Origin of the sequence: Pseudomonas moraviensis, from assembly GCF_900105805.1 — a bacterium.
GTDB lineage: Bacteria > Pseudomonadota > Gammaproteobacteria > Pseudomonadales > Pseudomonadaceae > Aquipseudomonas > Aquipseudomonas moraviensis_A.
The window spans coordinates 3,649,113-3,661,325 of the sequence record NZ_LT629788.1 but is presented as its reverse complement, the minus strand read 5'-3'; the positions used below and the strand labels follow the sequence as shown (position 1 = coordinate 3,661,325).

11 protein-coding genes are annotated in these 12,213 nt (G+C 59.8%); 3 read left to right on the top strand and 8 right to left on the bottom strand.

Features of this window, described 5'->3' with window-relative positions; genetic code table 11:
• Window positions 1-179: 179 nt before the first annotated feature.
• Both BLU71_RS16240 and BLU71_RS16235 read right to left on the bottom strand, forming a co-directional pair.
• Entirely contained in the window at window positions 180-590 is a 411-nt protein-coding gene (locus tag BLU71_RS16240) for a DUF4440 domain-containing protein (RefSeq protein ID WP_083353493.1), read from the bottom strand.
• On the bottom strand, window positions 587-1,939 hold the full coding sequence (locus BLU71_RS16235; protein WP_083354348.1) for an MFS transporter: 1,353 nt from the start codon (window positions 1,937-1,939) through the stop codon (window positions 587-589). Before BLU71_RS16235 ends, BLU71_RS16240 begins: the two co-directional genes overlap by 4 nt.
• Before the next feature lie 106 nt (window positions 1,940-2,045).
• Here BLU71_RS16235 and BLU71_RS16230 point away from each other — a divergent pair, with 106 nt between their 5' ends.
• Window positions 2,046-2,933 (top strand): LysR family transcriptional regulator, encoded by an 888-nt coding sequence (locus BLU71_RS16230; protein ID WP_083354347.1) that lies wholly within the window; start codon window positions 2,046-2,048, stop codon window positions 2,931-2,933.
• Between the two features lie 342 nt (window positions 2,934-3,275).
• On the opposite strand, the gene glpD is transcribed toward BLU71_RS16230, so the two are convergent.
• The 4 genes from glpD to BLU71_RS16210 form a co-directional block, all read right to left on the bottom strand.
• Entirely contained in the window at window positions 3,276-4,811 is a 1,536-nt protein-coding gene (gene glpD / locus BLU71_RS16225) for a glycerol-3-phosphate dehydrogenase (protein WP_042607376.1), read from the bottom strand.
• A 249-nt stretch (window positions 4,812-5,060) separates the two neighbouring features.
• Window positions 5,061-5,816 (bottom strand): DeoR/GlpR family transcriptional regulator, encoded by a 756-nt coding sequence (locus BLU71_RS16220; protein ID WP_007953179.1) that lies wholly within the window; start codon window positions 5,814-5,816, stop codon window positions 5,061-5,063.
• Between the two features lie 95 nt (window positions 5,817-5,911).
• Window positions 5,912-7,414, bottom strand: coding sequence for a glycerol kinase GlpK (glpK, locus tag BLU71_RS16215; protein ID WP_083353492.1), 1,503 nt, complete (start codon window positions 7,412-7,414; stop codon window positions 5,912-5,914).
• 77 nt (window positions 7,415-7,491) lie between these two features.
• Window positions 7,492-8,343 carry an MIP/aquaporin family protein gene (locus tag BLU71_RS16210; RefSeq protein WP_064365096.1) on the bottom strand — a complete coding sequence of 284 codons (852 nt, stop codon included), beginning with the start codon at window positions 8,341-8,343 and terminating at the stop codon, window positions 7,492-7,494.
• A gap of 351 nt (window positions 8,344-8,694) precedes the next feature.
• Here BLU71_RS16210 and ybaK point away from each other — a divergent pair, with 351 nt between their 5' ends.
• A complete protein-coding gene (ybaK, locus tag BLU71_RS16205) occupies window positions 8,695-9,165 on the top strand; it encodes a Cys-tRNA(Pro) deacylase (protein WP_083353491.1) in 471 nt (156 codons plus the stop codon).
• A gap of 99 nt (window positions 9,166-9,264) precedes the next feature.
• Window positions 9,265-10,047 carry a PhzF family phenazine biosynthesis protein gene (locus BLU71_RS16200; protein WP_042607372.1) on the top strand — a complete coding sequence of 261 codons (783 nt, stop codon included), beginning with the start codon at window positions 9,265-9,267 and terminating at the stop codon, window positions 10,045-10,047.
• Window positions 10,048-10,163: 116 nt separating this feature from the next.
• Here BLU71_RS16200 and BLU71_RS16195 read toward each other — a convergent pair whose 3' ends face one another.
• Both BLU71_RS16195 and argF read right to left on the bottom strand, forming a co-directional pair.
• Entirely contained in the window at window positions 10,164-11,273 is a 1,110-nt protein-coding gene (locus BLU71_RS16195; RefSeq protein WP_083353490.1) for an ABC transporter ATP-binding protein, read from the bottom strand.
• Window positions 11,270-12,190: an ornithine carbamoyltransferase gene (argF, locus tag BLU71_RS16190; RefSeq protein WP_039758373.1), complete on the bottom strand. Its 921-nt coding sequence runs from the start codon at window positions 12,188-12,190 to the stop codon at window positions 11,270-11,272. The genes BLU71_RS16195 and argF overlap by 4 nt, the downstream gene beginning before the upstream one ends.
• Window positions 12,191-12,213 lie beyond the last annotated feature (23 nt).

The following is a 12,213-nucleotide window of genomic DNA, read 5'->3' as shown; positions in this document are numbered from 1 at the left end:
CAGGCATTCGTCGAGAGAGTGTAGAGCATGACTCGTGCCAGAGCAGGCGCCATTGGTTAATGCCTTGTTTTATAACGTTATTAAACTTTTGTGGCGGCAATTTGATGGGAGGCTGATCCGGTTAACCGAACCGACTGAGGAGTCGCGTTCGGAAAACCGAATGTTTGTAACTCGCGGTCTCAGGCTTCCCGGCTCAGTGACGTTTCATGCAAATACAGCCACTTCACCCCGGCTGGCTGCGCGCTCAGGATCGCCACCGACGCCCGCGAGTGTTCAGCGCCGTCCAGGCGATGGGTTTCTACGTAGCTCATGGCCAGCCTGTCGTCCTGCTGCCATACCGTGTGCAAATCACTGATCTCGATATCGAGTCCCTTTCTGGCGCCCACGGCACCCCTGAACAGTTGCTCCACTTCGCAGCGGTCCAACGGAATCGCCGAGATACCGAGCATGCTGAAATCTTCGGCAAATGCCTGCATCAACGGCTCGATGCTCGCGGCGCCCATGCCGTCGGCATCGGTGAACACCCGAAGGATCAGCTCGTGGACGTGGTGAATACTGTGTTCGGCCTGTTCGATGGGATCGTTTGTCATGGGCGTTCCTTTGCAGGGGAGAGTTGATGCATCTGCAGCAGCGGGAAAAGCCCGATCAGCGCTGCAATCGCGAACGTCAGGTGATAGGCCGGCGTGGTGTCGAGCCGCTGGAGCAGCACGTTGAAGATCATCAGAAACAGTGCGGCGCCGAGGCTGAAAGACATCTGGCGATTGATGTTCCAGATGACACTGGCCTTGTGCATATCGCCGTCGGCGAAGTCCATCATGGAGGTGGTCTGCGCGGTATTGGCACCGATGCCGCCACCGATGCCCATCAGGCTGTAAGCGATCACGATGATCCACAGATCACCTGGCGCACTGACCAGCACCAGCGTGGCAATGCCGCCACTGTGCAACAGCATGCCGAGGGTAAACAGGCGCCTGGCGCCAACCCGGTTGTAGACCCGGCCGCCAATCGTCATCGCAATGAACGCACCGATGGCGTAGAGGAGCATGAACATTCCCGTCAGCCGGGCGCTGAAGTGCAGGGTGCTCTGCAGGTAGAAAATGCTCATCAGGTTGACCCCGGTGAACACGCCCGGAATCGCGTAATAGATGAAAATCGACGTGCTGAGTTTTTTGCTTTTGAGCAGGCTCAAGTCGATGATCGGGTTGTTGCAGCGGCGGTAGTGCAGCAGATACAGCGCGATGAATATCAGCCCCGCCATGACAAAACCCAGCGCTGCCATTAGAGGATAGTCGCCGCCGTACAGCGACATCCCCATCAGCAGACTGGCGAGCGCCGCGCTGACCAGCAACAGGCCTTTGATATCCGGGCGTTGAAGTCTGGCGGGGCGGCTTTCCCTGATCCACAACCAGGACAACCCGGCGGCAAGCAGCGAAAACGGAATGTTGCTGTAGAACACCCAGCGCCAGGAACTGATGTCGACAATGACGCCGCCCACGGTGGGCGAAATCGCTGGTGCGAGCAGTGCGACGGCCATCACCAGCGTGGATATTCTCGCCCGTTGCTCACCCTGGAAAAGATTGAACGCCAGCGCCTGCCCGACCGGAATCAGCAGGCCGCCGCCGATGCCCTGGATGAAGCGCCAGATCACCAGTTCCTCGAAGCTGTCGGCCTGGCCGCACAGCCATACCGCTGCTGCAAACAGCAACATCGAGGCCGTCAGGATTTCGCGGCTGCCCCAGCGTGCGGCCAGCCAGGTGCTCACCGGAACGATCAGCGTCAGGCCGAGAATGTAAGCATTGCCAACCCACGCCACCGCTGAGCTGTTGACGTGCAGTGTTGCCGACAGACTGGGCAGCGCCACCGCCGACATGAAGATGTTGATGCAGTCGATAAAGAAGCCGAGCAGGAAAACCGACGCGACTTTATAGCGGTAACTCATGGTGTTTTCCCCTTTGTCGTCAAGCATAGGGGCGATAGACTCCGGCCGTCGATGCACTGGGGCTGAACACAATGTTTGAAGGGATTGAACCGTGACGCAGGGCGCCCTGCATACGCACTTGAACCGGGTACAGACGTTTCTGGCGATCGCCGAACTGGGTTCGTTCACCAAGGCTGCCAGCCATCTCAACCTCAGCCGGGCCATGGTCAGCCTGCACATCAAGGCGCTGGAAGCGGCGTTGTCTACAACGCTGCTGATGCGCAACAGTCGTGCTGTGTCTCTGACCGAGGCCGGGCAAAGCTTTTACAACGAATTCAAAACCATCGTGGCCGATATCGACACTGCCTTCGACAGGGTGATGCACGGCACAAACCGCGTTTCGGGCACGTTGCGGATCAGTTCCACCAGTGAATACGGCGAGCGATTCATCCTGCCGCTGATTCCGTTATTCGCCGAGCGCTATCCGGACATCCGCCTGTGCTACGACTTCAACTCTTCGCTCAACGATCTGCTCGCCGAACGGCTGGATCTGGTGGTTCGCTTGGGCAACCTGGCGGACTCGGCTTTCAAGAGCCGGAAACTGGCGGAGTATGAAATTGTGCTGGTGGCGACTGAAAGGTTTCTGGCCCGCCATCCGGTAAAAACGCCTCAGGATCTCGATGCCGCACCGTGGATCGCCAACAGCAATTTGCTGGCGCCGACGCAGTGGGTTTTACGCGATGGTGTGGGGGAGGGGGTCGAGGTCAATGGCACGCGTCAATTCCAGTCAAATTCCTCGACGGCGATTCGTTCGATGACCTTGTCGTCGCTGGGCGTGTCGGTGTTGCCGGCGTGGATGGTTGAAGACGATATGGCCTGCGGGCATCTGGTGCGCGTGTTGCCGGAATACTCGCTGCCGTCACAGCCGATCAGCCTGGTGTTTCCTGATATGCCGCATCTGCCGCAGAAATCGCGGGTGTTTATCGATTTTCTATTAGCGCATCTGGGGCGCTGAAATCAAAAGCCCCTCACCCTAACCCTCTCCCGGAGGGAGAGGGGACTGACCGAGTTGTTCTTGCGAGCTTCGCCGACCTGAAATGTCGAGCCGAACTCAGGTCATGAAAAGCATGAATATCTGCTCCCTTTCTCCCCTCGCGCAGGACTTGAGGATTACCCCCATCTGCTCCCTTTCCCCATCGCGCAGGACTGGAGGATTTCCCCAAATCTGCTCCCTTTCCCCCTCGCCCCCCTTGGGGGGAGAGGGCTGGGGTGAGGGGGGGGCTGGATCTTGCGGGGACAACAAAAAGCCCCTGAATCTCACAATTCAGGGGCTTTCGTTCAAGCGATGGGGCGAAGATCAAGCCGCCTCGATCTTGCGGTTCTGCTCAACCTTGCCCAGATACGTCGCCAGCTTCTGCTGCTCGTCCGGTGTGGTGAACAATCCAAGCTTGGTACGGCGCCACAGAATGTCATGCGCCGTCGTCGCCCACTCTTCGCTGCACAGGTAATCGACTTCGCGGGTGTAGAGCCCGCCGCCGATGTGCTCGCCCATGTCAGCCAGGCTTTCCACACCTTCGAGCATGCGCCAGGTGCGGCTGCCGTAGGTGACCGCCCAGCGCCGGGCGATTTCCGTCGGGACGAAATCGAACTTGTCGCGGATCCGCGCGCTCAGGGCTTCGGGCGTGGTCATGTCTTCGCCGCCGGGCAGGGTGGCAGTGGCCGTCCAGCTCGGGCGCATCTGGGTGAAGAACGGCATCAACTGTGCCATCGCCGACTCCGCGAGTTTGCGATAGGTAGTCAGCTTGCCGCCGAACACCGACAGCAGCGGCGCTTCTTCAGCGTTGCCTGAAAGCGCCAGGGTGTAATCGCGGGTGACGGCGGACGGGTTGTCGGATTCGTCGTTGCACAGCGGCCTAACACCCGAGTAGCTGTGCAGGATGTCTTCGCGGCTGACTTGCTTCTTGAAGTGGGCGTTGACGACTTTCAGCAGGTAATCGGTTTCGCCTTCGGTAATCGCCACTTTCGCCGGGTCGCCGGTGTACTCACGGTCGGTGGTACCGATCAGGGTGAAGTGGTTCAGGTACGGAATGGTGAAGACGATGCGCTGATCTTCGTTTTGCAGGATGTGCGCGTGCTCGCCTTCGTACAGTTTCGGCACGATGACGTGGCTGCCCTGAATCAAACGGATGCCGTACGGCGATTCCATTTTCAGGTCGTCACGAATGAACTTGGCGACCCATGGGCCGGCAGCATTGACCAGCGCTTTGGCGGTAATCGAAAACAGACTGCCGTCGGCGCGCTCCAAATGCAGATGCCACAGGCCCTTGGTGCGGCGGGCGCTGACGCAGCGGGTCTGGGTGTGCACATGGGCGCCTTTCTCGCGCGCAGCCATGGCGTTCAGGACCACGAGGCGGGCATCGTCGACCCAGCAGTCGGAGTATTCGAAGCCTTTCCTGATTTCGCTTTTCAGTGCGCTGTCGGCGCCGAACTTCAAGCTTTTCGAACCCGGCAGTTTTTCGCGCTTGCCGAGGTTGTCATACAGGAACAGGCCGGCACGAATCATCCACGCCGGACGCAGGTGCGGGCGGTGCGGCAGGACGAAACGCATGGGTTTGACGATGTGCGGCGCCTTGGCCAGCAGCACTTCGCGCTCGGCCAGCGCTTCGCGCACCAGACGGAATTCGTAATGTTCGAGATAGCGCAAGCCACCGTGGATCAGCTTGCTGCTGGCCGACGAGGTGTGGCTGGCCAGGTCATCTTTTTCGCAAAGGAACACCGAAAGACCGCGACCGGCGGCATCTGCTGCGATCCCCACGCCATTGATCCCACCGCCAATCACGGCAACGTCATAGATCTCGGAGAGAGGGGGCGTACGCAAGGTAGAGGTGGACATCGGCTGGCCTCGGTTCTTTTGGTTTTATGTCTTGGAAATCGAACATTAATGTTCATTTGCGAAAATGGTAGCCCATAAAGACGCGCACAGCCAGTCACGTTCGATTGAAAAAACTCATCGAAGGGCCGAGAAAGGAAAATATCCGAACATTAAAAGCAAAAGATCGCAGCCTTCGGCAGCTCCTACAGAAGGAATGCATTCCAGATGTAGGAGCTGCCGAAGGCTGCGATCTTTTGATGCCTGGAAGCGTTAAACGACTTCCAGACGAATCTTGTGCTGGCTCAGCAACTGCGCCAGCGCCGGTACCGGCTGCTGATCGGTGACCAGGCAATCGATCAGGCTGATCGGCCCCAGTCGGATCATGGCGTTGCGCCCGAACTTGCTCGAGTCCGCCGCGAGAATCACCTGCCGCGCGTTGGCAATGATCGCCTGGCTCACCCGCACTTCCTGATAATCGAAGTCGAGCAGGCTACCGTCCTCATCGATCCCGCTGATGCCGACCAGGGCGAAATCGACCTTGAACTGGTTGATGAAGTCCACGCTCGCCTGACCGACCACACCGCCGTCCCGCCGCACGTTACCGCCGGTCAACAGCACATCGAAATCATCCTTGGCGCTGAGCATCGAGGCGACGTGCAGGTTGTTGGTGATGATTTTCAAGTGACTGTGATTGAGCAGGGCGCGGGCGATCGATTCGGTGGTGGTGCCGATGTTGATGAACAGCGAGGCGTGATCGGGGATCTGCGCGGCGATGGCTTCGCCGATGCGTTGCTTTTCGTCGCGCATCTGATCGGCGCGCATCGCGTAAGCGGTGTTTTCAACGCTGGAATCGTAAGCGGCGCCACCGTGGTAGCGACGCAGCAGATTGGCTTCCGCGAGCTGATTGATATCGCGGCGGATGGTTTGCGGGGTGACAACGAACAGCGTGGCCATCTCCTCGATGCTCACATAGCCGCGTTCGCGGACCAGCTCGAGGATTTGCTGCTGACGGGGAGGCAGATTCATGGGGCTTCCTTTGGGCTGCCAAGCAAAATTTGCCCATGATGCCGCAGGAATCTGCTCCCTACCAGTTAGATACCCTTCCGGAACTGTACGTTGGCTTATTCAGCGTCCTCACGCGCCCAGTCACGGGTACGGCTGACGGCTTTTTTCCAGCCTTTGTAGAGTTTCTCTTTCTCGACTTCATCAAGGCTCGGTTCGAACTCGCGCTCGATCACCGCTTTGCCGCGCAGTTCTTCCAGGCTGCCCCAGAAACCGCAGGCCAGACCGGCCAGATAAGCGGCGCCCAGTGCAGTGGTCTCGCGCATTTGCGGGCGTTCGACCTGGGTGCCGAGGATGTCGGCCTGGAACTGCATGAGGAAGTTGTTCGCCACCGCGCCGCCGTCTACACGCAGGGCCTTGAGGCGTTCGCCGGAGTCCTGTTGCATGGCGTCGAGTACGTCGCGGGTCTGGTAGGCAATCGATTCCAGCGCGGCGCGGATGATGTGATCCACGCGCACGCCGCGAGTCAGACCGAACAGCGCACCCCGGGCATACGGGTCCCAGTACGGGGCGCCGAGGCCGGTGAAGGCCGGCACCAGATAGACGCCGTTGCTGTCCTTGACCTTGTTGGCGAAGTATTCAGTGTCGTGGGCGTCGTTGACGATTTTCAGTTCATCGCGCAGCCATTGCACGGTCGAACCGCCGTTGAACACTGCACCTTCCAGAGCATAGGCAACTTCGCCGCGCGGGCCGCAAGCGATGGTGGTGAGCATGCCGTGCTGGGATTTCACCGCTTTGTCGCCAGTGTTCATCAGCAGGAAGCAACCGGTGCCGTAAGTGTTTTTCGCCTGGCCCGGCTCGACGCACATCTGCCCGAACAGTGCCGCCTGCTGGTCGCCGGCAATACCGCCGATGGCGATGCCGCTCTTGGTGCGACCGTAGATTTCCGAAGAGGCTTTGACTTCCGGGAGCATCTCGCGCGGGATGTCGAGAATCTCCAGCATCTTCGAATCCCACTCCAGCGAGTGAATGTTGAAGAGCATGGTGCGCGAGGCGTTGGTGTAGTCGGTGATGTGTACCTTGCCGCCGGTGAATTTCCAGATCAGCCAGCTATCGACGGTGCCGAACAGCAGCTCGCCATTGCGTGCACGCTCGCGGCTGCCTTCGACGTTGTCGAGGATCCACTTCAGTTTGGTGCCGGAGAAGTACGGGTCGGTGACCAGACCGGTGGTGTCACGAATGTAGTCTTCGTGGCCGTCGCGCTTGAGCTGCTGGCAGATCTCGGTGCTGCGGCGGCACTGCCAGACGATCGCGTTGTACACCGGACGGCCGGTGGTCTTGTCCCAGACCACGGTGGTTTCACGCTGGTTGGTGATACCGATCGCGGCCACCTGGTCGTGATGCAGGCCGGCCTGGGCCAGTGCCTCAACCATCACTGCGCTCTGAGTGGCGAAGATTTCCATCGGGTCGTGCTCGACCCAACCGGCCTGCGGGTAGTGCTGAACGAATTCGCGCTGGGCGGTGCAGACCACGTTCGCATCGCGGTCGAAAATGATTGCGCGGGAGCTGGTCGTACCCTGATCAAGGGCAATGATGTAGTTCTTGTTCTGAATGTCGGTCATGTCGATTGCCTTGGACGAATAAAACGAGAGTGGGCCATGGCGCAGGCTCGGATGGGCAGGAGCCGGCGCCGACTGTTTCAAGAAGTTCTTGGTTTGCCGTCAATGGCCGGTTCTGCATCCTTTGTAGCAGGTGTGGCGCCGGTCAGGTGACGGGCGATGAGCCCGCGATACCCGGCAGCGCCGAGGCAGGCACCGACAATCGGTGCAAAAATCGGAATCAGGAAATACGGAATATCTCGACCGCCAGTGAAGGAAATTTCACCCCAACCGGTAAAGAAAGTCATCAGTTTCGGACCAAAGTCACGCGCCGGGTTCATCGCAAAACCGGTCAGCGGGCCCATCGCACTGCCGATCACGGCAATCAGCAAGCCGATCAGCAGCGGTGCCATCGGGCCTCTTGGCAGACCGTTGTTGTCATCGGTCAGGGCCATGATCACGCCCATCAGGATTGCGGTGATGATCATCTCGACCAGAAAGGCCTGAGCCGTCGACAGCATCGGGTTTGGGTAAGTGGAGAATACCGATGCCAGTTCAAGGCTGGCGGCCGAACCACGAACCATCTGGTGGGTTTGTTCGTAATCGAAGAACAGGTTGCTGTACAGCGTGTAGACCAGCAGCGCGCCGCAGAAGGCGCCGGCAATTTGCGCGAGGATGTAGAACGGCAGCTTGCGCTTTTCGAAGTCGGCGAAGATTGCCAGAGCGATGCTCACGGCCGGATTGAGGTGCGCGCCGGATACCCCGGCGGTGAGGTAGATCGCCATGCTCACGCCGACACCCCAGATGATGCTGATTTCCCACAGGCCGAAGCTGGCGCCCGCGACTTTGAGCGCGGCGACACAACCGGTGCCGAAGAAGATCAGTAGGGCGGTGCCGAGAAACTCGGCCATGCATTGGCCGGAAAGCGAAGGTTGCGGTAAAGCAGCTGTCATTGAAAACCTCGGTTCTTTTTCTTGTGTGGCGCCTTGCCAACGGAGCAAGGCGCGATCTTCACCGGGTCGGAATCCCCATTCGCTTCCCGGGTTACTGCTGGGTACTGCGCGGAGCATGATTCTTACATTATTCAGATTCGAAAAAATATAGACAAGAAACAAACCTGTCAAAGGTCGAAAGTGAACTGTCAGTCACAATATAACTATTCGCCGCATGAATGATCAGCGCGGCTCCCCGGGTGCATGGACCTGCAGACCACGGGAATCGCGGCTTGGAATAGAGCCTTTTAACCCACGATGACCTAGAATCGGCCGCAGGTTTTTTCTGAGATTGCCGAACCCGGAGCTGCCATGACCCCTGCGTTGGACTTGTTGAAAAAAGTTCGTGCCGAACATCGCGTGCACAGTTACGAACATGATCCGAAGGCCGCGTCTTATGGGCTGGAGGCAGCGGAGAAGCTCGGGCTCGAACCGGCGCAGGTGTTCAAGACCCTGCTGGCCGCCAGTGAGAAAGGCGAATTGCTGGTCGCCGTAGTGCCGGTCGTCGGAACGCTCGACCTCAAGGGGCTCGCGCATGTCGCCGGGGTGAAGAAAGCCGAAATGGCCGACCCGGCTGCCGCGCAACGTTCGACCGGCTACCTGTTGGGCGGTATCAGCCCGCTCGGGCAGAAGAAACGCCTGCGTACCTTCATCGATAATTCCGCTCAGGGTTTTGCGACTATCTATGTGAGTGCCGGGCGGCGAGGGCTGGAGGTGGAACTGGCGCCAGCAGTACTGGCCGAGCACACCCAGGCGACGTTCGCCGATATCGGCCGGGCGTAACAAGAGCGCTCGCTGTATGAAGAAAAAATTGCGTTTCTGTCACTGGCACTGATCCGGGCCGCCGTTGCATGCTCGGTCGACCAATTCAGGGGGAAAACCATGCAGCTTGCGTTTCATCAGGTCGACGCGTTCAGTGATCGGCCGTTCAGTGGCAACCCGGCGATGGTCTACCGGCTCGACAGCTGGCTGGCCGATGACTTGATGCAGAAGATCGCCGCCGAACACAATCTGGCGGAAACCGCATTTCTGGTGCGCGAAGGGCAGGCCTGGCATATCCGCTGGTTCACGCCGACTACTGAAGTACCCCTCTGTGGGCATGCGACGTTGGCCAGCGCGTTTGTGCTGTATGAAATCCATAAGGAAAGTGCAGCGCGCATCGACTTCACCTGCAAGTCTGGTGCGCTGAGTGTCAGCCGTGAGGGCGACCGGTTATGGCTGGATTTCCCGACCATCGTACCTTCGGAAATCGGCGTGACGCTGGATGTCGAGCGGGCGCTCGGTGTTGAGGCTGTCGACGTGTTGGGCTCGAACGAACTGTTCGTGGTGCTGGAGTCGGAACAGGCCGTGCTCGACTGCAAACCCGATATGGCTGCGCTGGCGAAACTGCCGTGGCTGGGTGCGATTGTCACTGCGCGCGGCAATCAGCACGACTTCGTCTCGCGCTATTTCGCCCCGGCGATCGGCATCAACGAGGACCCAGTGACCGGTTCGACGCATTGCAGTCTGATTCCGTACTGGGCCAAGCGCCTGGGCAAATCGAACCTGACCGCGTGCCAGCGCTCGGCGCGGGGCGGTGAATTGTTCTGTCGGCTGGAAGGGGAGCGGGTGAAAATTGGTGGCAATGCGACGTTGGTGGCCAGCGGCACCCTTCATCTGAGCTGACCGCAATCCCTTGTAGGAGTGAGCCTGCTCGCGATAGCGGTCTATCAGTCAACATCTTCGGCGACTGATTAACCGCTATCGCGAGCAGGCTCACTCCTACAGGAATATATGTTCGATCAGAGGCTCGTGCTGAATCGCCGTACGCCGTTTTCCACCGCTGGGATCTGCGCCGCCGTGCTGCCCGAAGCCTGGAACAGCACCAGGTGATCCGCCGCTACGCGAATCCCGACCTGCTCCCCGACCAGATGATCGGCATGGCTTGGGAAGATCGATTCCAGCTGCGCGCCGGTCGGCAGTTGCAGGCGGTACAAAGTCGCCGCACCGAGGAACGTCTTGCCGACAATCTGCGCCTGCAATGCGCTGTCCGGCGCATAGACAATGTCATCCGGGCGCAGCAACACATCCACCGCGCCGCCTATCGGCCAGGTGTAAGCACGATTACCGCGCAGTTCACCCAGCTCGGTCTGCACCGACTCCGGGCTGACCAGCTGGCCGCGAATGAAGTAACCCTGACCGATGAAGCTGGCGACATACGGCGTCGCCGGTTCGTGATAAAGGTTGTAGGGCGTGTCCCATTGTTCCAGCCGACCTTCCTTGAACACGCCAACGTGGTCGCTGACGGCAAAGGCTTCTTCCTGGTCGTGGGTGACCAGAATCGCACTGGTGCCCCGGGCCTTGAGAATGTCGCGGACCTCATGGCTGAGCTTGCGGCGCAGTTCGCCATCGAGGTTGGAGAAGGGCTCGTCGAGCAGCAGCAGTTGCGGCTCCGGCGCCAACGCACGGGCGAGGGCGACGCGCTGTTGCTGGCCACCGGACAATTCGTGAGGAAAACGCTTGCCGAGGTTTTTCAGGTTGACCAGTTCCAGCAGCTCTTCGACCACGCGCGTCTTGTGCGGGTGCTTGCGAATGCCGAAGGCGATGTTGTCGGCCACGCTCAGGTGCGGAAACAGCGCGTAGTCCTGAAACACCATGCCGATCCGGCGTTTCTCCGGCGCCAGGGTGAAACCGGCACTGGAGAGGGTTTCGCCACCCAGGGTGATCTCGCCTTCATGCACCGGTTCGAAACCGGCGATGGCGCGCAGGGTGGTGGTCTTGCCGCAGCCGGACGAGCCGAGCAGGCAGCCGATGTCGCCGGCGTTGAGGTGCAGATTGAGGTTCTGCACCACGCGTTGATCTTGATAGCCGCAAGCGAGGTTGCGCAGGTTCAGCAGTAATTCATGGCTCATGCGTGGTGATATGCCGGTTCAACGAGGAACTCGAGCAGGGCCTTCTGTGCGTGGAGACGGTTTTCTGCCTGATCCCAGGCGACTGAGCGCGGATCATCGAGCAGGTCGAGACTGATTTCTTCGCCACGGTGCGCCGGCAGGCAGTGCATGAACAGCACGTCCTCGGCAGCGAGGTCGAGCAGGGCACGGTTGACCTGGAACGGCGCGAACAGCTTGAGGCGCTTGGCAGTTTCCTCTTCCTGACCCATCGAAGTCCAGACGTCGGTACTGACCAGATGCGCGCCGCGTACGGCATCCTGCGGGTCGCGGACGATGGTCACGCGATCACCGGCCCTGGCGACAAACTCAGGGTTCGGCTCGTAACCTTCCGGACAGGCGACGCGCAGCTGGAAGTCGAACTGGATCGCCGCTTCTATATAGCTGTTGCACATGTTGTTGCCGTCACCGATCCAGGCCACGGTCTTGCCCTGGATCGAGCCACGGTGCTCAAGAAAGGTCTGCATGTCGGCCAGCAACTGGCACGGGTGCAGATCATCGGACAGGCCGTTGATCACCGGCACGCGCGAGTTGGCGGCGAATTCGGTCAGGGTGCTGTGGGCGAAGGTGCGGATCATCACCGCATCGAGCATGCTCGACATGACGATGGCGCAGTCGCTGATCGGCTCGCCACGGCCCAGTTGGGTGTCGCGCGGGGACAGGAAGATCGCCTGGCCGCCGAGCTGGATCATGCCGGCCTCGAAGGAGATCCGGGTGCGGGTCGAGGATTTTTCGAAGATCATCCCCAGCACGCGGTTTTTCAGAGGCTCGAACAGTACGCCGCGGTTACGCAGGTCCTTGAGCTCAACGCCTCGACGGATCACGCTGACCAGCTCTTCGGGCGTGCAATCCATCAGGGAGAGAAAGTGCCTTGCGCTCATCATTGACTACCTTTTTGCTACAG

Excerpts from the sequence above, each read along its gene's own strand:
- BLU71_RS16240 (WP_083353493.1), bottom strand. The coding sequence starts at position 590 with ATGACAAACGATCCCATCGAACAGGCCGAACACAGTATTCACCACGTC.
- BLU71_RS16235 (WP_083354348.1), bottom strand. The coding sequence starts at position 1,939 with ATGAGTTACCGCTATAAAGTCGCGTCGGTTTTCCTGCTCGGCTTCTTT.
- glpD (WP_042607376.1), bottom strand. The coding sequence starts at position 4,811 with ATGTCCACCTCTACCTTGCGTACGCCCCCTCTCTCCGAGATCTATGAC.
- BLU71_RS16220 (WP_007953179.1), bottom strand. The coding sequence starts at position 5,816 with ATGAATCTGCCTCCCCGTCAGCAGCAAATCCTCGAGCTGGTCCGCGAA.
- glpK (WP_083353492.1), bottom strand. The coding sequence starts at position 7,414 with ATGACCGACATTCAGAACAAGAACTACATCATTGCCCTTGATCAGGGT.
- BLU71_RS16210 (WP_064365096.1), bottom strand. The coding sequence starts at position 8,343 with ATGACAGCTGCTTTACCGCAACCTTCGCTTTCCGGCCAATGCATGGCC.
- ybaK (WP_083353491.1), top strand. The coding sequence starts at position 8,695 with ATGACCCCTGCGTTGGACTTGTTGAAAAAAGTTCGTGCCGAACATCGC.
- BLU71_RS16200 (WP_042607372.1), top strand. The coding sequence starts at position 9,265 with ATGCAGCTTGCGTTTCATCAGGTCGACGCGTTCAGTGATCGGCCGTTC.
- BLU71_RS16195 (WP_083353490.1), bottom strand. The coding sequence starts at position 11,273 with ATGAGCCATGAATTACTGCTGAACCTGCGCAACCTCGCTTGCGGCTAT.
- argF (WP_039758373.1), bottom strand. The coding sequence starts at position 12,190 with ATGAGCGCAAGGCACTTTCTCTCCCTGATGGATTGCACGCCCGAAGAG.